The organism is Kineococcus terrestris, from assembly GCF_041020755.1.
GTDB classification, from domain to species: Bacteria; Actinomycetota; Actinomycetes; order Actinomycetales; family Kineococcaceae; genus Kineococcus; species Kineococcus terrestris.
Map to the genome: position 1 here is coordinate 26,081 of NZ_JBEUEI010000016.1, position 23,285 is coordinate 49,365.

Annotated in this window: 25 protein-coding genes and 1 pseudogene; 10 read left to right on the forward strand and 16 right to left on the reverse strand. The window is 76.6% G+C overall.

Annotated elements, in window-relative coordinates:
* Nucleotides 1–4: 4 nt before the first annotated feature.
* The 6 genes from AB8M62_RS11400 to AB8M62_RS11425 form a co-directional block, all read right to left on the reverse strand.
* The gene (locus AB8M62_RS11400) at nt 5–367 is read right to left on the reverse strand and encodes a hypothetical protein (protein WP_369069636.1); all 363 of its coding nucleotides are present in this window, start codon (nt 365–367) and stop codon (nt 5–7) included.
* Nucleotides 364–1,227 carry a DODA-type extradiol aromatic ring-opening family dioxygenase gene (locus AB8M62_RS11405; RefSeq protein WP_369056045.1) on the reverse strand — a complete coding sequence of 288 codons (864 nt, stop codon included), beginning with the start codon at nt 1,225–1,227 and terminating at the stop codon, nt 364–366. Before AB8M62_RS11405 ends, AB8M62_RS11400 begins: the two co-directional genes overlap by 4 nt.
* 45 nt (nt 1,228–1,272) lie before the next feature.
* On the reverse strand, nt 1,273–2,076 hold the full coding sequence (locus AB8M62_RS11410) for a citryl-CoA lyase (protein WP_369069637.1): 804 nt from the start codon (nt 2,074–2,076) through the stop codon (nt 1,273–1,275).
* A complete protein-coding gene (locus tag AB8M62_RS11415; RefSeq protein ID WP_369069638.1) occupies nt 2,069–3,289 on the reverse strand; it encodes a CaiB/BaiF CoA transferase family protein in 1,221 nt (406 codons plus the stop codon). Before AB8M62_RS11415 ends, AB8M62_RS11410 begins: the two co-directional genes overlap by 8 nt.
* Nucleotides 3,290–3,367: 78 nt before the next feature.
* Nucleotides 3,368–4,171, reverse strand: a complete 804-nt coding sequence (locus AB8M62_RS11420) for an IclR family transcriptional regulator domain-containing protein (RefSeq protein WP_369056048.1) — start codon at nt 4,169–4,171, stop codon at nt 3,368–3,370.
* Between the two features lie 44 nt (nt 4,172–4,215).
* The gene (locus AB8M62_RS11425) at nt 4,216–5,673 is read right to left on the reverse strand and encodes an amidohydrolase family protein (RefSeq protein ID WP_369056049.1); all 1,458 of its coding nucleotides are present in this window, start codon (nt 5,671–5,673) and stop codon (nt 4,216–4,218) included.
* Nucleotides 5,674–5,928: 255 nt separating this feature from the next.
* Here AB8M62_RS11425 and AB8M62_RS11430 point away from each other — a divergent pair, with 255 nt between their 5' ends.
* The 5 genes and pseudogenes from AB8M62_RS11430 to AB8M62_RS11450 all read left to right on the forward strand — a co-directional run bounded on the left by AB8M62_RS11430 (nt 5,929) and on the right by AB8M62_RS11450 (nt 8,418).
* On the forward strand, nt 5,929–6,654 hold the full coding sequence (locus AB8M62_RS11430) for a DedA family protein (protein WP_369056050.1): 726 nt from the start codon (nt 5,929–5,931) through the stop codon (nt 6,652–6,654).
* A gap of 48 nt (nt 6,655–6,702) precedes the next feature.
* The gene (locus tag AB8M62_RS11435; protein WP_369056051.1) at nt 6,703–7,134 is read left to right on the forward strand and encodes an acyl-CoA thioesterase; all 432 of its coding nucleotides are present in this window, start codon (nt 6,703–6,705) and stop codon (nt 7,132–7,134) included.
* 36 nt (nt 7,135–7,170) lie between these two features.
* Entirely contained in the window at nt 7,171–7,794 is a 624-nt protein-coding gene (locus tag AB8M62_RS11440) for a DedA family protein (protein ID WP_369056052.1), read from the forward strand.
* A gap of 32 nt (nt 7,795–7,826) precedes the next feature.
* Nucleotides 7,827–8,102 (forward strand): annotated as a pseudogene (locus AB8M62_RS11445) (YigZ family protein); the annotation flags it as partial.
* A gap of 94 nt (nt 8,103–8,196) precedes the next feature.
* Entirely contained in the window at nt 8,197–8,418 is a 222-nt protein-coding gene (locus AB8M62_RS11450) for a hypothetical protein (RefSeq protein WP_369069639.1), read from the forward strand.
* A 131-nt stretch (nt 8,419–8,549) separates the two neighbouring features.
* Here the strand turns inward: AB8M62_RS11450 and AB8M62_RS11455 are convergent, their stop codons facing one another.
* From AB8M62_RS11455 to pyrE, 4 genes are all read right to left on the reverse strand, one after another.
* Entirely contained in the window at nt 8,550–9,389 is an 840-nt protein-coding gene (locus AB8M62_RS11455) for a DUF559 domain-containing protein (protein ID WP_369069640.1), read from the reverse strand.
* A 173-nt stretch (nt 9,390–9,562) separates the two neighbouring features.
* A complete protein-coding gene (locus AB8M62_RS11460) occupies nt 9,563–10,390 on the reverse strand; it encodes a putative RNA methyltransferase (RefSeq protein WP_373694922.1) in 828 nt (275 codons plus the stop codon).
* 50 nt (nt 10,391–10,440) lie between these two features.
* Nucleotides 10,441–10,785: a hypothetical protein gene (locus AB8M62_RS11465; protein WP_369056055.1), complete on the reverse strand. Its 345-nt coding sequence runs from the start codon at nt 10,783–10,785 to the stop codon at nt 10,441–10,443.
* Between the two features lies 1 nt (nt 10,786).
* Nucleotides 10,787–11,368, reverse strand: coding sequence for an orotate phosphoribosyltransferase (gene pyrE, locus AB8M62_RS11470; protein ID WP_369056056.1), 582 nt, complete (start codon nt 11,366–11,368; stop codon nt 10,787–10,789).
* Between the two features lie 60 nt (nt 11,369–11,428).
* Here pyrE and AB8M62_RS11475 point away from each other — a divergent pair, with 60 nt between their 5' ends.
* Together AB8M62_RS11475 and AB8M62_RS11480 are read left to right on the forward strand one after the other, a co-directional pair.
* A complete protein-coding gene (locus AB8M62_RS11475) occupies nt 11,429–12,247 on the forward strand; it encodes an exodeoxyribonuclease III (RefSeq protein WP_369056057.1) in 819 nt (272 codons plus the stop codon).
* Nucleotides 12,248–12,353: 106 nt separating this feature from the next.
* Nucleotides 12,354–12,908: a tetratricopeptide repeat protein gene (locus AB8M62_RS11480; protein WP_369056058.1), complete on the forward strand. Its 555-nt coding sequence runs from the start codon at nt 12,354–12,356 to the stop codon at nt 12,906–12,908.
* 38 nt (nt 12,909–12,946) lie between these two features.
* Here AB8M62_RS11480 and AB8M62_RS11485 read toward each other — a convergent pair whose 3' ends face one another.
* The 4 genes from AB8M62_RS11485 to AB8M62_RS11500 all read right to left on the reverse strand — a co-directional run bounded on the left by AB8M62_RS11485 (nt 12,947) and on the right by AB8M62_RS11500 (nt 15,933).
* Nucleotides 12,947–13,756, reverse strand: a complete 810-nt coding sequence (locus AB8M62_RS11485) for a DUF892 family protein (RefSeq protein WP_369052587.1) — start codon at nt 13,754–13,756, stop codon at nt 12,947–12,949.
* A 113-nt stretch (nt 13,757–13,869) separates the two neighbouring features.
* Nucleotides 13,870–14,457, reverse strand: coding sequence for a DUF1684 domain-containing protein (locus tag AB8M62_RS11490; RefSeq protein WP_369069641.1), 588 nt, complete (start codon nt 14,455–14,457; stop codon nt 13,870–13,872).
* A 42-nt stretch (nt 14,458–14,499) separates the two neighbouring features.
* Nucleotides 14,500–15,426 (reverse strand): aminoglycoside phosphotransferase family protein, encoded by a 927-nt coding sequence (locus AB8M62_RS11495; RefSeq protein WP_369069642.1) that lies wholly within the window; start codon nt 15,424–15,426, stop codon nt 14,500–14,502.
* 51 nt (nt 15,427–15,477) lie between these two features.
* Nucleotides 15,478–15,933, reverse strand: coding sequence for a DUF2000 family protein (locus tag AB8M62_RS11500; RefSeq protein ID WP_369069643.1), 456 nt, complete (start codon nt 15,931–15,933; stop codon nt 15,478–15,480).
* A gap of 48 nt (nt 15,934–15,981) precedes the next feature.
* Here AB8M62_RS11500 and AB8M62_RS11505 point away from each other — a divergent pair, with 48 nt between their 5' ends.
* Complete coding sequence (locus AB8M62_RS11505; protein ID WP_369069644.1) at nt 15,982–16,809, forward strand: AraC family transcriptional regulator; 828 nt, start codon at nt 15,982–15,984, stop codon at nt 16,807–16,809.
* Between the two features lie 63 nt (nt 16,810–16,872).
* Here the strand turns inward: AB8M62_RS11505 and clpB are convergent, their stop codons facing one another.
* Both clpB and AB8M62_RS11515 read right to left on the reverse strand, forming a co-directional pair.
* Nucleotides 16,873–19,521: an ATP-dependent chaperone ClpB gene (clpB, locus tag AB8M62_RS11510; RefSeq protein WP_369069646.1), complete on the reverse strand. Its 2,649-nt coding sequence runs from the start codon at nt 19,519–19,521 to the stop codon at nt 16,873–16,875.
* A 259-nt stretch (nt 19,522–19,780) separates the two neighbouring features.
* Entirely contained in the window at nt 19,781–20,320 is a 540-nt protein-coding gene (locus tag AB8M62_RS11515) for a cell wall-binding repeat-containing protein (RefSeq protein ID WP_369052594.1), read from the reverse strand.
* Nucleotides 20,321–20,497: 177 nt separating this feature from the next.
* Between AB8M62_RS11515 and AB8M62_RS11520 the strand changes: the two genes are divergently transcribed.
* Both AB8M62_RS11520 and AB8M62_RS11525 read left to right on the forward strand, forming a co-directional pair.
* Nucleotides 20,498–21,421, forward strand: a complete 924-nt coding sequence (locus AB8M62_RS11520) for a ribonuclease Z (RefSeq protein WP_369052596.1) — start codon at nt 20,498–20,500, stop codon at nt 21,419–21,421.
* A 152-nt stretch (nt 21,422–21,573) separates the two neighbouring features.
* Nucleotides 21,574–23,124, forward strand: coding sequence for a GAF domain-containing protein (locus AB8M62_RS11525; protein ID WP_369052598.1), 1,551 nt, complete (start codon nt 21,574–21,576; stop codon nt 23,122–23,124).
* Nucleotides 23,125–23,285 lie beyond the last annotated feature (161 nt).

Sequence of the window (23,285 nt, forward strand, 5' to 3'; positions counted from 1 at the left end):
GGGCTCACGTCGCGATGTCCGGGTACGGCAGGCTGAGGTGCGCCAGCGCCCGCGCGTACGCCAGCTGGTAGGCCAGCGGTTCCTCGTGGTCGCGCTCGAACATCGCGATGAACAGCGTCAGCGTGAGGAAGGGGTGCGCGCCCATCTCGAACAGGGCGACGTGGTCGTGGGTGGCCAGCGCCTCCCGCTCCGCGGGCTCGAACGCCAGCCACGTCGTGCGCTCGGGACCGGTGCAGCCCAGCAGCTCCCCGGCGCGCTCGGCCTCCCACCACTCCACCGTGGCGCGGGGTTCCTCGCGGTAGCGCTCGACCAGCTCGGGGTCGCGGTCGACGGTGAACAGGAACTTGTCGACGAGGTAGCGGCTCACGACGGCTCCCCCTGCGGGTACCAGGTGAAGTACGCCTCCATGGTGTGGAACAGGTCGACGGTGCCCACGTGGTCGGCCTTCGCGCCCTCGCCGGCCACGCCCATCATGAGCATGAAGTCCATGAACCCGTGGGTGGCGTTGCCGGGGGCGTGCAGGCTGTCCAGCGTCACCTCCGACAGGCAGCCCTCGATGTCGCCGGTGGAGATCCACTCCACGGCGCGGCGGTCGAACTCCGGGTCGGGCCCGTGGGGGCCGAACTGCCGGGGGCCGCCCAGCTCCAGCGACAGGTGCCCGGTGCCGATGACGGCGACCCGCTTGTCCGAGGGCCAGGACTCGACCATCTCGCGGATCGCCCGGCCCAGCTGCACGAACCGCTTCGGCTGCGGCAGCGGCGGGGCGAAGATGTTCGTGTAGACCGGCACGATCGGCAGGTCGTTCTGCGGGCGCAACGTGATGATCGGGCAGGTGACGCTGTGGTCGACGCGCAGCTCGTTGCTGAACGCCAGGTCGAACCCGGCGTCCAGGCCGTTCCGCAGCAGGTGCCCGGACAGGTCCCGGTCGCCGCGCAGCAGCATGCGCGGCATCCCGAACTCGCGCTCCTCGTTGTACCAGTTCGCGTCGTACCGCTCGGCGTGCCCGACGAGGAACTGCGGCATGTTGCCCAGCCACAGCTGGTGGAAGTGGTCGGAGCCGACCATGACGAGCACGTCGGGGCGGGCGCGGGTCAGCGTCTCGCGGAACGCCTCGACCTCGCGGATCCACTCCGCGGCGAAGGAGGGCCGCTGCTCCAGCGGCATCGTGCTCGTGCGGTAGTAGAAGGGGTGGTGGGTCGACGCGACGACGGCGACCAGTCGGGCCATCGGGACCTCCTCGTCCGGGGTGGTTCCAGTCGGGTGCGGGCGGGTTCAGGGCTGCGGCAGCGGGTCGGGCGGGACGGGACGGGTGGCGCCGTCCACGGACAGGAACACCCGCTGCGCGACGGGGTTCCGCAGCTCCTCGGCCAGCTGGCCGATGAGGCCGGCGGTGCGGGCCAGCAGCGCGAAGCCCCGCAGCAGCTCCAGCGGCAGGCCGAGGTCGGCCAGCGCGGCCCCGCACACCCCGGCGCCGTTCAGCGGCAGCGCGCGGCCCAGGACCCGCGGGTGGGCGCGGCCGACGGCGGCGAACAGCGCCAGGTGCGGGCCCGACACGCCCTCCTCCTCGGCGATCCGGAACATCCGCGGGGTGCGCGGGTCGCCCTCCTTGTGCAGGTGGTGGCCCAGCCCGGGCATGAACCGCCCGGCCTCGCGCTGCCGGCGCACCACCTGCTCGGCCAGGTCGTCCCACGCGGCGTCGTCGCCGGGCAGCTCCTCCAGCCCGGCCAGGACGTCGTGCAGGAACCGGCCGGTGTCCTCGGTGACGCCGAGGAACCGCGACCCGCCGCCGAGCAGCCCGGCGGCCAGCGCGCCCTGCACCGAGTCCGGCGCGGACAGGAACGTCAGCCGCGCCGTGATGGCCGTCGGGGTGAACCCGTGGTCGGCCAGCGCCGCCAGGACGGCCTCGAACACCCGCACCTGCCCGCGCGAGGGGCGGCGCTGGGTCGCCAGCCAGAACGCCAGCTCCCCGAAACCCACCTCGCCCATGACGTCGCGCGCCAGGTCGTGCCCCAGCAGCGTGATGGTGCGCAGGTCCGCCGCGCCCAGCGCGGTCGGGTAGCCGTCCTCCTCAGCCACGGCCCGCGCCCCCCTCGGCGGCACCGGCGGGGTTCCCGGCCGGGGCGCTGAGCCAGCGGCGCAGCTCCTCGCCGTGCTCGTCCAACCCCGGCGGGGGCAGCCGGTAGGAGGCCGGGGTGCCCGAGAACCGGATGGGGTGGCGGGTCGTGGGCACGGCCGCCTCCCCCTCGCCGACCTCGACGACGGGGTCCAGGCCGAACCGCTCGGCCATCGCGAAACCCCCGTCGATCGTGTTGATGGGCCCGCAGGGGACTCCCGCGGCCACCAGCAGGTCGAACCACTCCAGCGCCGGGCGGGTGCGCAGCCGCTCCACCAGCAGCGGGCGCAGCTCCCCGCGCCGCTGCGTGCGGTCGGCGTTGCGGGCGAAGCGCGCGTCGTCGGCCAGCTCCGGCACGCCGAGCACCTCGCACAGCCGGCGGAACTGCCGGTCGTTGGCGGCGGTGACGATGAGCTCGGTGTCCGCGGTGGGCAGCGGCTCGTACGGGAACACGCTGGGGTGGGCGTTGCCCATCCGCAGCGGCACGACGCCGCCCGCGACGTAGGCGGAGCTGTGGTTGACCAGCCCGGTCAGCGCCGAGGACAGCAGGTTCACCTCCACGTGCTGGCCGCGGCCGGTGACCTCGCGGTGGCGCAGGGCGGCGAGCACGCCGATGGTGGCGTGGTTGCCGGCCATGACGTCGAAGACGGAGATCCCGGCGCGGAACGGCGGGCCGTCCGGGTCGCCCGTCAGGCTCATGAGGCCGGAGATCGCCTGCACCATGAGGTCGTAGCCGGGCACGTCGCGCCCGGCGCCGGTGCCGAACCCCGTGATGGAGGCGTACACGATCCCGGGGTTCTCCGCGCTGACGGACGCGTGGTCGAGACCGAACTTCGCCATGCCGCCGGGCTTGAAGTTCTCCACGAGCACGTCCGCGCGCCGGGCCAGCTCGCGGGCGGCCGCGGCGTCGTCCGGATCGCGCAGGTCCAGCGCGATCGAGCGCTTGCCGCGGTTGACGCCCAGGTAGTACGTGGAGACCTCACCGCGCTGCGGCGGCGTCCACGAGCGGGTCTCGTCGCCGGCCGGGCCCTCCACCTTGACGACGTCGGCGCCCATGTCGGCCAGCAGCATCGTGGCGTAGGGGCCGGCCAGGACGCGGGAGAAGTCCGCGACCAGCAGGCCGGCCAGGGGGCCGGTCGGGGCGCTCTCCCCGGGGCCGGGGTCCGTGGGGCTCACCGCGCCACCACCTCTCCGTGGTCCGCTGTGCGGACGACTGTCCGCTCTCCGGCAGTGTGCGCCGGAGCGGGACGGTGGTCAAGAGGGGCGCACGACCTCCGGCAGGCTGCCGCGGCGCGCGAAGTCCGCGCTGACGGCCTCCCCCGCCTCCCGCAGCACCGGCAGGTGCTCGGACAGCAGGCGCTCCAACGACGTCTCCGCCGCGTGGGCGTTGACGTTCAGGGCCGCCACGACCTCGCCGTCGGCGCCGCGCAGCGGCACGGCCACCGAGCGGATCCCCAGCGCCAGCTGCTCGTCGGTGACCGCCCAGCCGCGCTCGCGCACCTCGCGCAGCGCGGCGCGGCGCTCGGCGGCGTCCGGGTGCCAGCGCGGCTCGACGCCCGAGCGGCTGGGCTGCGCCAGCAGCTCCTCGACCTCCGCCTCGTCCAGCGCGGCCAGCAGCACCTTGCCCAGCGACGTCGCCAGCGCGGGGAAGCGGGTGCCCACCGTCGCGGCCAGCGTGACGATGCGCGGGACCGCCACCCGCGCGACGTACACGACGTCCGGGCCGTCCAGCTGCGCGATCGAGCAGGACTCCCCCGTGCGCCGCGACAGCTCCTCCAGGTGCGGGCGGGCCACGTCCCACAGGCCCGTGGCCGCCACGTGCGCCACGCCCAGCTCCAGCACGCGCGGGGTCAGGGTGAAGCCGCGCTCGACGGCCCGCACGTACCCCAGCTCCTGCAGCGTCAGCAGGATCCGGCGCGCCGTCGGCCGGGCCAGCCCCGTCGCGGCCGCCACCTCGGTGAGCGACATCGCGGGGCGGTCCCGGCCGAACGAGGCGATGACCTCCAGCCCGCGGGCGAGCGCCTCGATGAAGTCGGGCCCGGTCCCCTCGCGCGGCACGGGCGCACGCTACACGCGCGCCCGCGCCGGGGGTGACGTCCAGCTCACGCGCTGTGCGTGGCCGCGGTGCGGAAGTCCGTGTACGTGTACGGGTTGTCCAGCACGTCCGTCGTCGGCACCTCGGGGTTCATCCCCCGCTCCCACGCCTCCGGGCCCAGGGCCGAGCGCAGGTGCTCCACGGTCGCCTCCACGGTGCGGCGCACCGCAGGCAGGTCCACGCCCACCAGCTCGTGCTCGTGCTTGACCACCCGCCCGTCGACCAGGACGGTGTGCACGTCCCCGCGCTGGGCCTGGAACGCCACGTGCCCGTACGGGTGCAGCACGGGGAACATCACCGGCGAGCGGTCGTTCTTCAGCAGCACCAGGTCGGCCTTCTTGCCCGCCTCGACGCTGCCCACCACGTCCTGCAGCCCCAGCGCCCGCGCGCCGCCCATCGTCGCCCACTCCACGACCTGGTCGGCGCGCAGGTGGCAGTTGGTCACGGTGTCGCCCTTGACGTGCGCCTCCAGGTGCTCGCGGGAGCGGTCCGCGCCCAGCGTGGCGCGCATCGCGCTGAACAGGTCCCCGCTCCACCACACGCTGGTGTCCATCGACAGCGCCACCGGGATGCCGTGCGAGCGCAGCATCCACGTGGGCGGGTAGCCCTGCCCGCAGCTCTGCTCGCTCTCGGTCGACACCGAGACCGTGCCGCCCGTGGCGGCGATGCGGTGGTAGGAGTCCTCGCTCAGCGTCGCCGCGTGGACCCACACGGTGCGCTCGTCGGCGAAGCCGTTCTCGTGGACCAGCCGCACTCCGTCGTCGCCCGTCGCGCCCCACACGCCGGCGTGCGTGGTGACGGCCGCGTCGAGCTCGCGGGCGACCTCGAAGGCGGCGCGCTCGGGGAAGGCCGGGTCGCCCGTGACGTCGAAGGCCATCTGGAAGCCGAGCATGTCGCTGCGGCGCAGGCGCCGCTCGACGAAGGAGCGGAACCCCGGCGAGCGCGACCACTCCCACGGGCCGGCCTGGATGTTGCCGTAGGCCAGGACGAAGCGGCCGGGCACGGCCTCCAGGGCGTCGACGGCGGCCTCGGCGTGGTCGAGGGTCTGCAGGCCGTGCGACCAGTCGACCGTCGTGGTCACCCCGGCGTCCAGGGCCTCCACCGCCGACAGCAGGTTGCCGGCGTGCACGTCCTCGGGGCGGAACGCCCGCCCGTGCTCGAGGTAGTACCAGACGAAGTACTGGGTCAGGGTCCAGTCGGCGCCGTAGCCGCGCATCGCGGTCTGCCACATGTGCCGGTGGGTGTCGACCATGCCGGGCATGACGATGCCGCCGGTGGCGTCGACCTCGGCGGTGCCCTCGGGCACGTCCAGGTGCGGGCCGACGGCCTCGATGCGCTGGCCGACGACCAGCACGTCGGTGTCGGGCAGCACTGAGCGGCGGGCGTCCACGGGCAGGACGGTCCCGCCGCGCAGGACGACGGGCTGCCCGGGGCGGGGGGCGGGGGTCGGGGCTGGTGCGCGCATGAGACTCCTTCGTCCACGAGCAGGTTCGTCCACGAGCTGGGGATCCGCTGAGCGGTCAGGCGTCCGTCTGACGGACAGACCGTCGTCGATGGCACTGTCCGCGCCCGCACCCGCCCTGTCAAGACCCCGCCACCGCCGTCCGCGTCCGACCGCGGGACGACCCGCGCCGCCGCCCGGGTGGCGCGGCCTCCGCCTCCCGGATGAGATCCGGCCGAGGCCCTGGGAGCTCCCAGGAACGCGACGTACCCTCGGGCCGTGCCCCTGCTCGCCGAGTTCTCGGCCGCCCTCCCCGCGCTGACGCCAGAGGCACTGTCCCCCGACAGCCTCCTGCAGTCCCTGGGCGGGTGGTCCCTGTGGGGCGCCGCCGCCATCGTCTTCGCCGAGTGCGGCCTGCTCGTCGGCTTCTTCCTGCCCGGCGACTCGCTCCTGTTCACCGTCGGGCTGTTCACCCACCAGGGCGTCGTCCCGCACAGCCTGCCGTTCGTCTGCGCCGTCCTGACGGTCGCCGCCTTCGCCGGCAACGTCACCGGGTACGAGATCGGCCGCGCCGCCGGACCCGCGATCTTCGACCGGCCCGGGTCCCGGATCTTCAAGCGCCAGCACGTCGAGCGCACCAGCGCCTTCTTCGCCCGCTACGGGGCGCGCGCCATCGTCCTGGCCCGCTTCGTGCCGGTCGTGCGGACCTTCATCACCGTCGCCGCCGGCGCCGGGAAGATGCCGCGGCGCACCTTCTTCGTCTTCTCCGCCGTCGGCGCCGTCCTCTGGGCCACCGGCGTCACCGTCCTCGGCTGGGCGCTGGGCACCATCCCGCTCATCCGGCACAACATCGAGCTGGGGCTGCTGGTCCTCGTCGTGCTGTGCGTCGTGCCGATCGGCATCGAGCTGTGGCGCGGCCGCCGCCGCGAGCGCCGCGCCGCCGCGACCGTCCTGCCCCGCCAGGAGCGCGAGGCCGACACCCCCCGCACCGTCCCCGGCGCCTGAGCCGGACCCCGCCCCGGGCCCGCGCCCGGCGTGCCGCAGGATGAGGCGGTGCCCCGCCAGCGCCAGCTCCTGACCCTGCGGTGGGCGGACATGGACGCCTACCGCCACGTCAACAACGTCGCGCTCATGCGGCTGCTGGAGGAGGCGCGCGTCCGGGCGTTCGGCGTCCCCGCCGACGACGGGTCCGCGCCGATGCTCGCCACCGGCATGGTCGTGGCCCGCCACGAGGTCGACTTCACCGCTCCCCTGGACTACCGCACCGAGCCCGTGGCCGTGGACCTGTGGGTCCACGCCGTCGGCGGCGCCAGCTTCCGCGTCGGCTACGAGGTCCTCGAACCCGACGGCAGCCGCGTCTACGCGCGCGCCTCCACCACCTGCGTCAGCTACGACTTCGCCACCGGCCGGCCCCGGCGCCTGCGCGAGGACGAGCGCGCCCGCCTCGACGCCCTGGCCGACGAGCCGCCCGCGCTGCGCAGCTGAGGAGGCGCCCCGCCGGGCGGCTGCGAGGATCGGGGGGTGTCCGACTGGCTCGCGCAGCTCGCCGACCCGAACCTCGAGGGCCTGGGGGCGTTCGGCCTGTACGCGCTGGTCTTCGGCATCGTCTTCGCCGAGACCGGCACCCTCGTCGGCTTCTGGCTGCCCGGCAGCACCGTCCTGTTCACCGCCGGCCTCATCTCGGGGCGGGAGGGCTCGCCCGTCTCGGTGACCGTCCTCGTCGTCGGCGTCTTCCTCGCCGCCGTCGCGGGCGACACCGTCGGCTACTGGTGCGGGCGGCGGCTGGGCCGGCCCTGGCTGCAGCGGCGCGCCGGCAAGGCCGCCGCGCACCTGCCCCGGGCCGAGGCCTTCTACGAGCGCTACGGCTGGTTCGCCGTCGTCGCCTGCCGCTACATCCCGTGGCTGCGGGCCTTCGTGCCCGTCATCGCCGGGATCTCCGCGATGTCGTACCCGAAGTTCGCCAGCGCCAACGTCGTCGGCGCCCTCACGTGGGGCGCGGCGCTCGTGCTGGCCGGCTACGGCGCGGAGTCGCTGCCGTGGATCCGCACCGTCGCCTACAGCATCGCGATCACCGCGGTGGCCTTCTCCGTCGTCGCCCCGCTCGTGGCGTGGGCGCGCCGGCGCCGCGCCGCGCGCACCCCGTGAGCGGGCCGCCGCGGCCCGTGCCCGCCCGGGCGGTGCGCACCACGACCGTCGTCGAGCGCTCCCGCTTCGTCTGCACGCTGCGGCCCGTCGCCGACGAGGCCGCGGCCGAGGCGGTCGTCGCCGCCGTGCGCCGGGAGCTGGCCGACGCCCGGCACCACTGCACGGCCGTGGTGCTCGGCGACGACGGGTCGCTGCGCCGCTCCGGCGACGACGGGGAGCCGGCCGGGACGGCGGGAGCGCCGATGCTCGCGGCCCTGGAGGGCGCCGGGGTGACCGGCGCGGTGGCCGTCGTCAGCCGCTGGTTCGGCGGGACGCTGCTGGGCACCGGCGGGCTCGTGCGCGCCTACGGCGGCGCCGTCACCGGTGCGCTGGAGGAGGCCGGGCTCCGCGCCGCGCCGCTGGGTGGACCTGGTCGCCGTGCACGCCGGCCCGGCCGACGCCGGCCGCGTCGAGGCGGAGCTGCGTCGCCGCCACGACGTGGAGGACGTCACCTGGTCCGGGGACGGCTGGCGGGCGGTGCTCCTGCTGCCGCCGGGCACCGACGCGGCCGCCGAGCTGGCCGCCGCGGGCCTGCCGGCCACCGCCACGCCGCTCGGCCGGGCCGTCCGGCCGGTGCGGGGCTGACAGCCGGCCTGCAGGTGCTGGCCGACACGCCGCCCGGGAGCGGGGCCGGACCGGCGTGTCGCGCGCACGCCGCAGGCTGGCTGTCAGCCGGAGCGGCGGGCTGGCTGTCAGCCGGAGCGGCGGGCTGGCTGTCAGCTCCGGCCCAGCGCGCCCGGCCGGCCGGTCCTCAGGACGTCGGCGACGGCGTCGACGAGCCAGGCGCGGCGGCGCAGCACGTCCTCGTAGGTGAAGCGCAGGACGACCCGGCCCCGACGCGCCAGCTCCACGTCGCGCCGCCGGTCCTCGCGGTAGGAGCGGCGGTCGGCGTGGTGGGTGAACCCGTCCAGCTCCACCACGAGCCAGCCGTCGACCAGCAGGTCGACCCGGCCGACGTCCTCGTGCACCACCTGCAGCTCCACCCTCAGCCCCCGCGCGCGCAGCTCCACGCGCACGACCGACTCCAGCAGCGACTCCGAGCGCCCGTCCACCGCGCGGGCCAGACGGGCGCGCGGGTCGCCGGGGCGCAGGTGCGCGACCGCGGCGTCCAGGTCGTCCGCCGGCAGCAGCCCGCGGCGCAGCGCGCTGTCGGCCACCGCGACGGCCTCGGGCAGGGGCAGGCAGCCGGCGCAGTCCAGGACGGTGGTGAGCACGTCGGCGACCCGGCCGTCCGCGCGGGCCCCCCGGCGGTGCACGAGGGCGCGCGGCCACGTCAGCTCGCTGCCGCGCGGGCAGCGCAGGTGCGGCCGGCCGGGCGGTGCCAGCAGGTCGAGACCGTGCGCGCGGGCGGCGGACGCGCACGTCAGGACGCCGTCGGCACCGACGGCGGCCAGGTGCTCGGGCTCGCAGGAGGGCAGGGCGAAGACGCCGCGGGCCGGCCGCAGGACCTCCCCGCGGGCCACCGCGCGCAGCAGCGTGCCCCGCGCCACCAGGCCCGTCAGCTCCGCGGTGCGGGCCGCGCCGCCGAGGCGTCCGAGGGCGGCGACCGGTTCCACGCCGCCAGACCCTGCCCGCAGCGGCGCTCCCGCGGGGACGGCCTGTGGACGACGAGCGGGGGCTGACAGCCAGCCTGCGGGCGCTCGCCGACACGCCGCTGCGGACGACGGCGGGGACGGCGTGTCGCGCCGGTCGTGCAGGCTGGCTGTCAGCCGGGGCAGCGGGCTGGCTGTCAGCCGGGGCGGCGGGCGGTGGTCAGGCGCACGGCGACGGTGACGGGGGTCGGGTCGGGCAGGTCCGCCGCGCGGGCGGCGACCTCGTCCGCGCTCAGGTGGTGGGCGCTCGGTCCCATCCCCACCAGCGCGCGCAGGGCGGCGTGGTCGAGGTCGCGGACGACGGTGACGTCCTCGTGGCCCAGCACCTCGAACGCGGCCAGGTCGGCGGCCAGCCGCTCGTCCTTGCGCGGGTCCACGGCCAGCGTGCCCAGCGGACCGCGCAGCTCCGCCAGGTGCTCCGGGCGCGGGGTCACCACGAGCCAGCGCCCGCCCGGGCGCAGGACGCGGGCGACCTCGGCCGCGCCGCGCGGGGCGAAGACGGTGAGGACCGCGTCGGCGCACGCGTCGGCCAGCGGCAGGCCGCGCCAGGCGTCCGCGCCGACGGCGGCGGCGCGCGGGTGGGCGCGGGCGGCGCGGCGCAGCGCCGGCACGGAGGTGTCCACGCACACGCCCGCCGCGCCGGGCAGCGCGTCCAGGACGACGGCCAGGTGGTGCCCGGTGCCGCCGCCGACGTCCACGACCAGCCCGGTCCCCGGTTCCGCGGCGGCCGCCGCGGCCAGGGCCGCGGACACGGGCGCGTAGTGGCCGGCGCCGAGGAACGCCTCGCGGGCCGCCACCATCGCCGGCCCGTCACCGGGGTGCGCGCCGGCGCCCACGGCGAGGTTGACGTAGCCCTGCCGGGCGACGTCGACGGCGTGCCCGGCGGGGCAGGTCAGCGTCCGCTCCCGGGCGGTGAGCGGCTGCCCGCACACGGGGCAGCGCAGCCGCGGCAGCACCGCGCTCAGGGCCGCCGGCAGCGGCCGGGACCCCCCGGCGGGCGCCACGGGCCCCGCGCTCAGGACCGGTCGGCCGCCGCGCCCAGCGGGTGCATGCCCGACAGGGCCGCCACCCACGAGGCCGGGGGCCGGGCCAGCCGGGCGTCGTAGGCGCGCACGGCCGCGGCGTGGAAGGCGACGTCCCCGGCCAGCCGGTGCTCGGCGTCGCTCACGGCGCGCTCGTCGGCGGCGCCGGCGGCGTGCAGCTCGGCCAGCCGCGAGCGGCGCCGCTCGGCCAGCGCCCCGGCCTCCACGGCCAGGTCGCGCAGGCGCACCAGGGCCGCGCGCGTGCTCAGCGACCACACCACGGCCACGAGGAGCAGGAGGACGACGAGGACGGTGACCACCGTGCCGGCGGTGCCCACCTCAGCCCCCCAGCCCGATGTCGGCCGGCCCGAACGCGGCGCGGTAGGGCAGGCCGGCGGCCTCGACGCGCTCGCGCGCGCCGGTGTCCCGGTCGACGATGACGGCGACGCCGACGACCTGCGCGCCCGCCGCGCGCAGCGCCTCGACGGCCGTGAGCACCGACCCGCCGGTGGTGGAGGTGTCCTCCACGGCCAGCACGCGGCGCCCGGCCACGTCGGGGCCCTCGATGCGCCGCTGCAGGCCGTGCGTCTTCTCCGCCTTGCGGACCACGAACGCGTCCAGGGCAGCGCCGTGGGCGTCGGCCCAGCCGGTGGCGTTGGCGGCGTGCACCATCGCCAGGGCCACCGGGTCGGCGCCCATCGTCAGCCCGCCGACGGCGGCGAAGTCCCAGTCGGCGACCAGGTCGAGCATGACCGGGCCGACGAGGGCGGAGGCCTCCCCGTCCAGGGTGGTGCGGCGCAGGTCGACGTAGTGGTCGGCCTCGGCGCCGCTGGACAGCGTCACGCGGCCGCGGACGACGGCCTCGGCGGCGATGAGGGCGGCGAGGCGCTCGCGCGCGGAGCTGGCGGCGGGGGGTGTCACGGGGCCCCAGCCTAGTCAGCGCCGGCGGGGGTGTCGGGCGCGGCGGGTAGCGTCCGGGGCGTGCGCCTGGCCACCTGGAACGTCAACTCCGTCCGCGCCCGCCTGGACCGCGTCCTCGCCTGGGTCGACCGCAGCGACGTCGACGTCGTCGCCCTGCAGGAGACCAAGTGCAAGGACGAGCAGTTCCCCGAGCAGGCGTTCCGCGACCTGGGCTACGAGGTGGCCCACCACGGGCTGTCGCAGTGGAACGGGGTGGCGATCGCCTCGCGGGTGGGCCTGGAGGACGTCGCGACGACCTTCGCGCCGGACGTGCCGGTCTTCGGGGACCCGGCGGTCGTGGAGGCCCGCGCGATCGGCGCCACGTGCGGCGGGGTGCGGGTGTGGAGCCTGTACGTGCCCAACGGCCGCGGCCTGGACGACCCGCACTACGCCTACAAGCTGGTGTGGATGGAGACCCTGCGCCAGGCGGGGCGGCGCTGGCTGGCCGAGGACCCGGCCGCGCAGGTGGCGCTGGTCGGCGACTTCAACGTCGCCCCCACCGACGAGGACGTGTGGGACCCGGGGTTCTTCGCGGGCGCCACCCACGTGTCCGGGCCGGAGCGGGCGGCGTTCCGCGCGCTGGAGGAGGCGGGGTACGCCGACGTGGTGCGCCCGCACGCGCCCGGGCCGGGCGTCTACACGTACTGGGACTACACGCAGCTGCGCTTCCCCAAGCGGCAGGGCATGCGGATCGACTTCGTGCTCGGCTCGCCGGCCCTGGCGGCGCGGGTGAGCGGGGCGACGGTGGACCGGCAGGAGCGCAAGGGCAAGGGCGCCTCCGACCACGCGCCCGTCCTCGTGGAGCTGGACGGCACCGGCCCGCTGCCCTCCCTGTACTGAGAGCGCGCTCCCGGGGACTCCGCGGGGTTGCGCCGAACGGCTGAACAGCGGCCGGACGGCGTGCGCGGGGCAGACGCGCCGGGGCCGGATCACTAGATTCGCGACGGTGCGAGCACCTGTCAGCACCACCGACCTCGAGGCCGTCGAGCTGAGCGCGGCGAACGACGCGCCGGGCCAGCGGGCCGTCGCCGAGCTGCTGGAGTCCTGGGCGCTGGGCGCCGTGCCCGGCGACTCCGTCTCGCGCGGGCGGCTGCTGGTCGCGGCCAGCGAGCACGCCGCGTTCGCCGGGGACGGGGCCCGCGCGCTGCGCCTGGCCCGGCAGGCCCTGGGCACCGGCGACCACGTCAGCCCCGACACGCGCTGCTACGTGGTGTCGGCGCTGCTGGTGTGCGGGCACCTGGCCGAGGCGGTCGCGCTGGCCGAGCAGGTGCTGCGCGAGCGCGCCGGCGACGTGGAGGCCTACCTGTTCCTCGGCGAGGAGTTCGCCTGGCACCGGCAGCCGGAGGAGGCCCAGCGCGTCTACACGCAGGGGTTGTTCCGCTGCAGCGCCGACGAGGAGGCCGTGGAGGCGCTGCTGGGGGCGTGGCGGCGCGGGCGCGGGCGACCCTCCGTGGTGGACCTGCGCGGGGGCCTGCCCGCGCCGTCGCTGCCCGTCGACTGAGACCGCGGCCCGCTCCCGGACCGGCCGCGGGGCTGCCGTCAGTGCTGGGAGCCGCCGCGCTCCTCGCTCTCGGCGATGCGCGCCTGCAGGGCGCTGTCGTCGAACTTCTCCGCCCCGGTCGCCCCGGGGTCGGTGACCGGGGCGGTGGCCGGCGCGGTGACCGTCGTGGTGGCCGTCGTGGTGGCCGTCGTGGTGGCCGCCTCCGTCCGCAGGGACTCCTCCGCGGCCTCGCGCGCCTGCCCCTTCGCCCTCTCGTCGGCCACCTTCGAGGCGGCGGCCGCGGCCACGCCGACCGTGGCGGCCACCCCGGCGGCGATGCCCGCCTTCACGCCGGTGCTCCTGCCGCCCTCGACCTCGGTGGCGACACCGGACATCGCGATCCGCTCGGCGAGCGCCTTCACCTTCGAGGCGGCCGTCTGCTCCTGCGCGAGGCTGGACCCCAGGAGGGTCGCCACCTCGCGGGCGCCGCGGGCGCGGGCGTGCACGGCGAGCGTCTCGTAGACGGCCTGCTCGTGGTGCGCCGTCTCCAGGGCGGCGGCCAGGACGACGGCGTCGGCGAGGGAGTCGTCGGTCTTCTTCAGCGTGGCCTCGGCCTCGGCGGCCAGCGCCTTCGTCACCGGGCACGGGGAGTCGTCGACCTCCTCCCCGAGCAGGGAGAAGCACTGCTGGAGGGCCTCGACCTGCACGCTGGTCTCGGCGGCGCGCTCGCGCAGCAGCTGCTTCAGCTCGGGGCGCTGGGCGGCCTCCTCCAGACGGCCGAGCAGCGCCAGGACGTCGCGCTCCATCGTCAGCGCGGCGCCCAGCTTGTAGCTGAAGATCTTCTCGGGGGTGTTCAGCCGGTCGAACATCGTTCGCTCCTCGACGTGGGGGGTGGGAGGCCTGCTGCTCGACCGCCCCCGACCCTGGCACGCGGGGGCCGGGTCCGCGCCCCGAGCGCGACGGGCCGGCCGCACCCACCGGCTCAGGGCGCGGCGAGCTCCCCGGCCACCACGGGCACGTCGACGACGTTCCCCGGCGGGGGCAGCGGGCACGCCCACGCCGGGTCGTGGGCGCAGCTGGGCGCGTAGGCGAAGTTCAGGTCGACGACGAGGCGGCCGTCGCGCCCGCCGAGGTCGGCGCCCTTGACGGTGTCCAGCAGGTAGCGCCCACCGCCGTAGCCGGGCCCGGGGTCGCGCAGCGGCAGGAACAGCCCTCCGCCGTACTGGTCGAGCCACCACACGTCGAGGGTCCCCACGTCCGGCAGCCGCACCCGGCCGACGCGCTCGAGGTGCACGGTGCCGTCGGTACCGGTCGCCACGTCGTGCCGCTGCGGCGGGGCGTGCTCGACGGCGACCTCGGCGCGCAGCGCCGGGTCGTACGGCGCGACGGGCAGCCCGGTGAACGCGGCGCGGCGCTCGGGCGCCAGCGGGGAGGCGGGGTGGGTGGCGAACAGCTCGTCGCGCCCGGCGCGCCACAGGCCGTGCCCGGTCGCCGGGTCGGGCGCGGCGCGCACCGCGGCGTACAGGGCCGCGGTGCGGCGGCGCCAGTCCAGGACGTCCAGTCGGCTCACCGGACCACCCTCGCGCAGCGGCCGGTGGGCGGCGCGGCGGGCTCAGCCGGCCGCCAGTCCCGCCCGCCGCCGCACCCACGCCAGCAGCGCCTCCCCCTGCACGCGCTGGAACTCCCGCAGCGTCGGCAGGCCCGGCGGCGCGGGCCGGCGGGCACCGTCGAGGAAGTACGCGGCGAGCCCGGCCAGGACCGCGGTCAGCTCACCGGGGTCGGCGTCGCGGGTCGTGGGCGAAGTGGCCAGCAGGGCGTCGACGTCGTGACCGCCGTACCGCTCGACCTCCACGAGCAGCAGGAGGGCGTCCAGCCAGACCGGGCCGCGGCAGGCGTGCGGCCAGTCGACGAGGACGGCGCCGCCGGCGGTGAGCAGCACGTTGTCGGCGCGCAGGTCCGCGTGCGCCAGGGTGTCGCCGCCCAGGCTCGCGACGCCCCGGCGGGCCAGCCCCCGCAGCTCGCCGAGGGCCGGCAGCCGGACACCGTCGGCGGCCAGGCGGTCGAAGCCGGCGAAGTCCTCGCGCAGGGCGTCGGCGGCCGCGGGCAGGTCCGGCACCGGGCACGGGGTCGCCCCGGCGGCGAGCGCGGCCAGGGCGTCCAGCACCGCGGCCACGTCGGCCGGCCGCCACGGCAGGGCCGGCTGGTGCCCGTCGACCTCCTCCAGGACGAGGGCGACCCAGCCGCCGTCGTCGACCGTCCCCAGCAGCCGCGGCACCGGCAGGGACGGCGGCAGCCCCGCGCTGACGCGTCCCTCGCGGCGGTGCAGCTGCGGGCTGTGCGCGTTCGGCTCCGGTCCGACGGCCTTGACGAACGCGCGGCGTCCGGTGGCGGTGACGACCCGGTCGGCGGACCCGGGCGAGAACCCGCCGGCCTGGCTGTCGGCGCGCACGACCGGCGAGCCGAGCACGTCGCCGACCCCGTCGCGCACGTGCGGCGGCAGGTCCCGCCACCGCAGCCTGGCCCCTCCCTCACCGCGCACGCGGTCAGCCTGGCAGGACGGACCGCGCACCTCCACGGGGTTCCGCCCGCCTCACGGGTGCAGGCGGGCGCCCTTGACGACCTTGTCGACGGCGCCGCGCGCGCCGTGCACGGCCAGGCCGACGAGGTCCAGGTCGGCGCCGGCCACGCGGGCGACGACGGCGCGGTTGGCGGCGTCGTGGCCGGTGGCGAACATGTCGGCGGTGAAGACCGCGACGTCGACGCCGCGGACGAGGGCGCGCTGCCGGGCGGTGGCCAGCAGCGCGCCGGTGGCCTCGAAGACGAGGACCGGCTGACCGAGCAGGGGCAGGTAGGCCTGGCCGTCGGCGTCCGCGTACGGCAGCCCCACCAGGTCCGGGTGGCGGGCGGTGACCCCCGAGGCGAGGAACGCGGTGACGTTCAGGCGCTGCCAGGGGGCGAGGTCGTCGCGCAGCAGGACGGCGGTCTTGGTGGCCGGGCGCGGCGGGGCGTCCCCGGTGGCGGGGGCCGTGGTGGTCTCGGTGCTCACCCCTCGATCGTGCGGACCGGTCGCGGGCCGGTCTTGTACGTTCTTGCGGTGGCGAGCAGCGCTGCGGCGGGTCCGGGCCCGGGCGAGTTCGTCCGCAGCCGGCGCCCCGGCGTGCCGGGGGTCGCGGAGGTCCTGCGGGCGCGCTTCACCCGTCACGCCTACCCGATGCACACCCACGACACCTGGACGGTCCTGCTCGTCGACGAGGGCGCCGTGGACTACGGGCTGGAGCGCCACCGGCACGCCGGCGACCGCAGCGCGGTGACGGTCCTGCCCCCGCACGTCGCCCACGACGGTCGGGCGGCGACGCCGGAGGGTTTCCGCAAGCGCGTGGTCTACCTGGAGCCGGACGCGCTGCCGGCCGCCGCGGCGGGGTTCTTCGCGGGCGACCCGGCGCTGGGCGACCCGCGCGCGTGGGACGCGGTCTCCGCGCTGCACGAGGCGGCCAGCCGGCCCGGGGAGGAGTTCGAGGCGGCGGCCCGGGCGGCGCTGGTCGTCGACGCGCTGCGCTCGCGCGCGGCCGGGCGGGCGGAACCGGTGCGGCACGCGGACAGCCCGCTGGCCCGCCGGCTGCGCGACCTGCTCGACGAGCACGTGGTGGACGGGATCGCCCTGGCCGACGCGGCGGCGCTGCTGGGCGCGAGCCCCGCGCACCTGGTGCGGGCGTTCGGCCACCACCACGGCCTGCCGCCGCACGCCTACCTGACGGCCCGGCGCGTGGACCTGGCCCGGCGGCTCCTGCTGGCCGGGACCCGGCCCGCCGAGGCCGCGGCGCGGGCGGGTTTCCACGACCAGTCGCACCTGACGCGGCACTTCCGGCGGGTGCTGGGGACCACGCCCGCGCGGTTCGCCGGGGCGGTGCGGCCGGAGGGGTGAACCCCCGCGAGGACGGGGCGGGCCGCCGGACCGGGTGGTCCGGCGGGCCCGCCCCGCGCGGGGTCAGCGCGCGGTGACGCCGCTCTCGGCCCGGCGCACGACGAGCCCGGAGGACCCGGCGCCCTGCCCGGGGGCGTCGAGGTCGACGGAGAAACCGCCGTCCTCCACGTCCACCTCGACGGTGTCGCCGTCGCGGACGTCGCCGGCGAGGATCGCGCGGGCCAGCCGGTCGCCGATCTCCCGCTGCACCAGCCGGCGCAGCGGCCGCGCCCCGTAGGCGGGGTCGTAGCCGGTGATGGCCAGCCAGTCCTTCGCCGCGTCGCTGACGTCCAGGCTCAGGCGGCGGTCGGCCAGACGCCCGGCCAGCCGCTGCACCTGCAGCTCGACGATGCGGCTGAGCTCCTGCGTCGACAGCGGGTCGAAGACCACGACGTCGTCGAGGCGGTTGAGGAACTCCGGCTTGAAGTTCGCCCGCACCGCGCTCATCACCGCGTCGCGCTTGGTGGCCTGCGACAGCTCCGGGTCGACGAGGAACTGCGAGCCCAGGTTCGAGGTGAGCACGAGGATGACGTTGCGGAAGTCCACCGTGCGGCCCTGCCCGTCGGTCAGGCGACCGTCGTCGAGGACCTGCAGGAGGATGTCGAACACCTCCGGGTGGGCCTTCTCCACCTCGTCCAGCAGCACCACCGAGTACGGCCGGCGGCGCACGGCCTCGGTCAGCTGGCCGCCCTCCTCGTAGCCGACGTACCCGGGCGGGGCGCCGACGAGGCGGGCCACCGCGTGCTTCTCCGAGTACTCGCTCATGTCGATGCGGACCATGGCGCGCTCGTCGTCGAAGAGGAAGTCCGCCAGCGCCTTGGCCAGTTCCGTCTTGCCGACGCCGGTCGGGCCGAGGAACAGGAAGGAACCCGTGGGGCGGTCGGGGTCGTCGACCCCGGCCCGGCTGCGGCGCACCGCGTCCGAGACCGCGCGCACGGCCTCGGCCTGGCCGATGAGCCGGGCGCCGAGGAACTCCTCCATGCGCAGCAGCTTCTCGGTCTCGCCCTCGAGGAGGCGGCCGGCGGGGATGCCGGTCCAGCCGGCGATGACCTCGGCGATGTCGTCGGGGCCCACCTCGTCGGCGACCATCGGCTTGTGCTCGGCGGCCTGGCTCTCGGCGGCCTGCGCCTGCTCCAGCTCGCGCTCCAGCGCGGGGATGCGCCCGTACAGGACCTCGCTGGCCCCGCCCAGGTCACCCTCGCGCTGCAGCCGCTCGGCCTGCGAGCGCAGCTCGTCGATGCGCTGCTTCAGCTCACCGACGCGGTTCAGCCCGGCCTTCTCCTGCTCCCAGCGGGCGGTCAGCGCGGTCAGCTGCTCCTGCCGGTCGGCCAGCTGACCGCGCAGCGCGTCCAGCCGCTCGCGCGAGGCGGCGTCGTCCTCCTTGGACAGCGCCAGCTCCTCCATCCGCAGCCGGTCCACGGCGCGGCGCAGCTCGTCGATCTCCACGGGCGAGGAGTCGATCTCCATGCGCAGCCGGGACGCGGCCTCGTCGACGAGGTCGATGGCCTTGTCGGGCAGCTGGCGGCCGGAGATGTAGCGGTCGGACAGCGTCGCGGCGGCCACGAGGGCGGCGTCGGAGATGGCGACCTTGTGGTGCGCCTCGTACCGCTCGCGCAGGCCGCGCAGGATGCCGATGGTGTCGGGCACGCTCGGCTCGCCGACGAACACCTGCTGGAAGCGGCGCTCCAGCGCGGGGTCCTTCTCGATCCGCTCGCGGTACTCGTCGAGGGTGGTGGCGCCCACGAGGCGCAGCTGCCCGCGGGCGAGCATCGGCTTGAGCATGTTGCCCGCGTCCATCGAGCCCTCGGCGGCGCCGGCGCCCACGACGGTGTGCAGCTCGTCGATGAACGTGACGACCTGCCCCTCGCTGCGCCGGATCTCCTCCAGGACGGCCTTCAGGCGCTCCTCGAACTCCCCGCGGTACTTCGCGCCGGCGACCATGCTGGCCAGGTCCAGGGCGATGAGGCGCTTGCCGCGCAGCGACTCCGGCACGTCCCCGGCGACGATGCGCTGGGCCAGGCCCTCCACGACGGCGGTCTTGCCGACGCCGGGCTCGCCGATGAGGACGGGGTTGTTCTTGGTGCGCCGCGACAGCACCTGCACGACGCGGCGGATCTCGGCGTCGCGGCCGATGACCGGGTCGAGCTTGCCCTCGCGCGCCTGCGCGGTGAGGTCGACGCCGTACTTCTCCAGCGCCTGGTAGGTGCCCTCGGGGTCGGGGGTGGTGACCTTCGCGCCGCCGCGCACGTCCGGCAGCGCGTCGAGGAGGGCGTCGCGGGTGGCGCCGACGGCGCGCAGCGCCTCCCCGGCCGCCGACTGCCCGGCGGCGGCGCCGAGCAGCAGGTGCTCGGTGGAGACGTAGGCGTCGTCGAGGGCGCGCGCCTCGTCGCCGGCGGCCTGCATGAGCTGCACGGCGGGGCGCGACAGCTGCGGCTGGGCCACGGCGCTGCCGGAGGCGCTGGGCAGCGAGGCCAGCGCGCCGTCGACGCGGCGCACGAGCGTCGCGCGGTCGGCGCCGACGGCGGTGAGCAGGTGGCCGGCGACGCCGTTCTCCTGCGCGACGAGCGCGGCGAGCACGTGCAGCGGCTCGACCTGCGGGTGACCGGCCGTGGTGGCGCGGCCGACGGCGTCGGCCAGGGCCTCCTGCGCGCGGGTCGTGAGCTTGAGGTCCACGGGCTACCTCCTGGCGAGTGCGTGTGCGGGGTCGCTGGGCACAACACTGCCAGAGTTGAGCTTGTTCCGCTCAACTCACAGGACCGGAAGTCCCGCCCCCGCGGTGATCATGGACGGTCGAGCGCTCACCCATCCATGATCACGAGGGGTGGGCGGACCTCACCGCCTCCTCCCCCGTGATCTTGCCGGGATTCCCAGCAAGATCACGGAGGGGTGGGGCGGATCCACGGGAGGGGGTGGCGGGAGAGCGGGACCGGGGTCAGGGGGCGGTGGGGACGTCGCCGCACTTGGCGGGGTCGGCGTACTGCTCGGCGTCCAGGACCACGGCGTCCGAGACCACGGCCGCACCGCCCGCGACGACGACGTAGCAGGGCTGCAGCCGCACGAGCTCCGCCCGCGTCACCTCCGGCAGCCGGTCGCGCTCGGTCAGCAGCAGCGGCCCGGCGAGCATCGTCGAGGGGCCCAGCGACAGGGCGTCAGCGCTGGAGGTGCCCGAGGCCAGGTAGACGATCGCGGTCGTCTCGGCGTCCCAGAACGTCGAGGACACGTCGGCCGCGGTCTCGTAGCGGTCCCGGCCGGACAGGCGCACGGCACCGGCGCCCACGTCGGTCGCGGCGGTGGTGGCCTCCGGGCCCGCCCCCGCGGGGGTGGCGCCGCTCGCCCGCAGGGCCTGCACGGCGGCCGAGGAGCGGGCCGCGTCGCTCTTGCCGGTGCCGACGGCGACGGCGCTGCCGGCGGTGGCGAGCCCCGCGGTCACGGCGACGGCGGCGGACACGGCGAGGATCTTCTTGCGCTGCACGGTGACTCCCGTCTCGAGGAACCCGCCGCCGGGGGCGGCGGGCCGTGCGACGAGCGTGCGCGCTGCGTGAGCTCGATGCCCCGGGCACCCGTCCGCGGGAGGGCCGGGCGGGTGACGCCGTCACCCGGGCGCCACCGGGCGTCACCCGGACGTCCCAGCGCTGGCAGAGTGGGCGCCGTGTCCGCGCGGGAGCTGGTCGTCCTCGGCACCGCCAGCCAGGCCCCCACCCGCACGCGCAACCACAACGGCTACCTGCTGCGCTGGGACGGCACCTCCGTCCTCTTCGAGGCCGGCGAGGGCACCCAGCGCCAGATGGTCCTGGCCGGTGTCGCCTCCCCCCGCGTGGAGCGCGTCTGCGTCAGCCACCGGCACGGCGACCACTGCCTCGGTGTGCCCGGCGTGCTGGCCCGGATGGCCCTGGACGCCCCCGGCCGCACCGTCACCGTCCACGGACCCCGCGACGCCGAGGCCCACCTGCGGGCGCTGGCGGCCGTCGCCGACGCCGACGTCCACGCCCTCGTCGAGGCCGTCGACGCCACCCACGACGACGACGTCCCCGTCGCCGAGGTCGCCGGCGCGCGCCTGAGCGCCCGGCTGCTCGACCACCGCGTCCCCGCCGTCGGCTACCGCCTCGCCGAACCCGACGGGCGCCGCTTCGTCCCCGGCGCGCTGGCCGCCGCCGGCGTCGCGGGCCCCGACGTCGGGCGCCTGCAGCGCGAGGGCGTCCTGCGCGGCGTGCGGCTCGCCGACGTCACCGAGCCGCGCCCCGGGCAGGTGTTCGCCATCGCGATGGACACCCGCGACCACCCGGCCCTCGACGCCGTCCTGCGCGGCGCCGACCTCGCCGTCGTCGAGTCCACGTTCCTGGACCGCGACCGCGACCTCGCCGAGCGCTACGCCCACCTGACCGCCCGCCAGGCCGCGACCGCCGCCGCGCGCGCCGGGGTGCGCCGCCTCGTCCTGACCCACTTCTCCCAGCGCTACACCGACCCCGGTGAGTTCGCCGCCGAGGCCCGCGCGGCCCTCGCCGACGCCGGCGCGGACGTCGAGGTGCACGTGGCCGCCGACCTCGACGTCGTGCCCGTCCCCGCGCGCCGCTGACCCGGCGGGCGCGTGAGACGGCTCACACGCCCCTCAAGGCGGGCCCGTGCACCGCCGACGACACCGTGGACGCTCCTCCGCGGGTCCGGCCCCGGGCGCCGGGGACGACCGACCGGCACCGCCGCCGTGCTCCCCACACCCGGAGGAACCCGATGTTCGCCAAGCGCCGCGACCCCGCCCCGCAGACCCTCAAGCAGCTCGCCGAGCAGCAGGCCGACGTCGAGGCCGTCACCGCCGTCGTCGTCGCCCTGGCCGCCGCCACGACCGTCGACCAGGCCGTCGGCACCGCCCTGGACGTCGTGCGCGACCGCTTCGACTGGGCGTACGGCTCCTACTGGCGCCTGGACCCCGCCGCCCGCGTCCTGCGCTTCGCCGTCGAGCGCGGCGACGCCGGCGAGGAGTTCCGCCGGGTGACGCTGGACGCCAGCTTCGCCGAGGGCGTCGGGCTGTCCGGGCGCGCCTGGCGCCAGCGCGACCTCGTCTTCGTCCCCGACCTCGGCGAGCTCGCCGACTGCGTGCGCGCCCCCGCCGCCGTGCGCGCCGGCGTGCGCAGCGGCATCTGCTTCCCCGTCGTGGAGGACGGGCAGGTCGTCGGGACGATGGACTTCTTCACCACCGAGCGCATCGAGCCCTCCCCCGGCCGCCTGGCCGTGCTGCGCACCGTCGGCGTCCTCGTCTCCGAGGCCATCACCCGCGTCGCCGAGTCCGTGCGGCGCGAGAAGTCCGCGCAGGACACCGAGGCCGTCTCCACCGTCATCCGCGAGCTGGTCACCGCCCGCGACGAGCAGCAGGCCCTGACGACCGCGCTGGAGACCATCCGCCGCGACTTCGACTGGCAGTACGGCTCGTTCTGGCGCCTGGACGAGGACGCGCAGGTCCTGCGGTTCGCGCAGGAGTCCGGCGACGCCGGCGAGGAGTTCCGCCGCGTCACCCGCAGCGCCTCCTTCGCCAAGGGCGTCGGGCTGTCCGGGCGCACCTGGGCCCGCCAGGACCTCGTCTTCGTGGAGGACCTCGGTGAGCTCACCGACTGCGTGCGCCGCCCCGCCGCCCAGGCCGCGGGCGTGAAGTCCGGCGTGTGCCTGCCCATCACCGTCGGCGGGAAGTTCATCGGCACGATGGACTTCTTCGCCACCCGCACGCTGATCATGCACCCGAGCCGGCAGAGCGCCCTGCGCAACACCGCCTTCCTCGTCGGCCAGGCGCTGGAGCGCTTCGCCTCCGAGGCGCGGCTGCGCGAGGCCGGCGGGCAGCTGCTGGCCTCCATCGACGAGGTCGACGCCAACGTCGCCTCCGCCTCCGCCGTCGCCGCGCGCGGCGAGCAGCTCGCCGACGAGGCCAACGCGCAGGTCGCCGCCCTCGGCGAGGCCAGCCAGCAGATCGACCAGGTCGTGCGGGCCATCCAGTCGATCGCCGCGCAGACCAACCTGCTCGCCCTCAACGCGACCATCGAGGCCGCGCGCGCCGGGGACGCCGGCCGCGGGTTCGCCGTCGTGGCCGGGGAGGTCAAGGAGCTGTCGACCGAGACGGCCCGCGCCACGGCCGACGTCAGCGCGACCGTGGCGGCGATCCAGGCGCGCGTCCAGGAGGTCGTGGCCTCCCTCGGCGACATCCACAGCGCCGTCGCGGAGATCAACCGCACGCAGGAGCTCATCAGCGGAGTCCTGACCGAGCAGCGCTCGACGACCCGGGCGATCCTCGACTGACCCCTCCCGGCCGCCCCCGCTGCCGGCTCCCCTCCCCGCCCCCTCCACCCCACCGTGATCTTGCTGGGATTCCCAGCGAGATCACGGTGATCACGGATGGGTGAGGACTCAACCGTGCATGATCACGGCGGGTGGAGAGCGAGGAGGGGCGGCGGAACCGC

Bases quoted from the DNA above. Each gene is read 5' to 3' on its own strand.
- AB8M62_RS11405 (WP_369056045.1), bottom strand. From the start codon at position 1,227: ATGGCCCGACTGGTCGCCGTCGTCGCGTCGACCCACCACCCCTTCTAC.
- AB8M62_RS11425 (WP_369056049.1), bottom strand. From the start codon at position 5,673: ATGCGCGCACCAGCCCCGACCCCCGCCCCCCGCCCCGGGCAGCCCGTC.
- AB8M62_RS11485 (WP_369052587.1), bottom strand. From the start codon at position 13,756: ATGTTCGACCGGCTGAACACCCCCGAGAAGATCTTCAGCTACAAGCTG.
- AB8M62_RS11525 (WP_369052598.1), top strand. From the start codon at position 21,574: ATGTTCGCCAAGCGCCGCGACCCCGCCCCGCAGACCCTCAAGCAGCTC.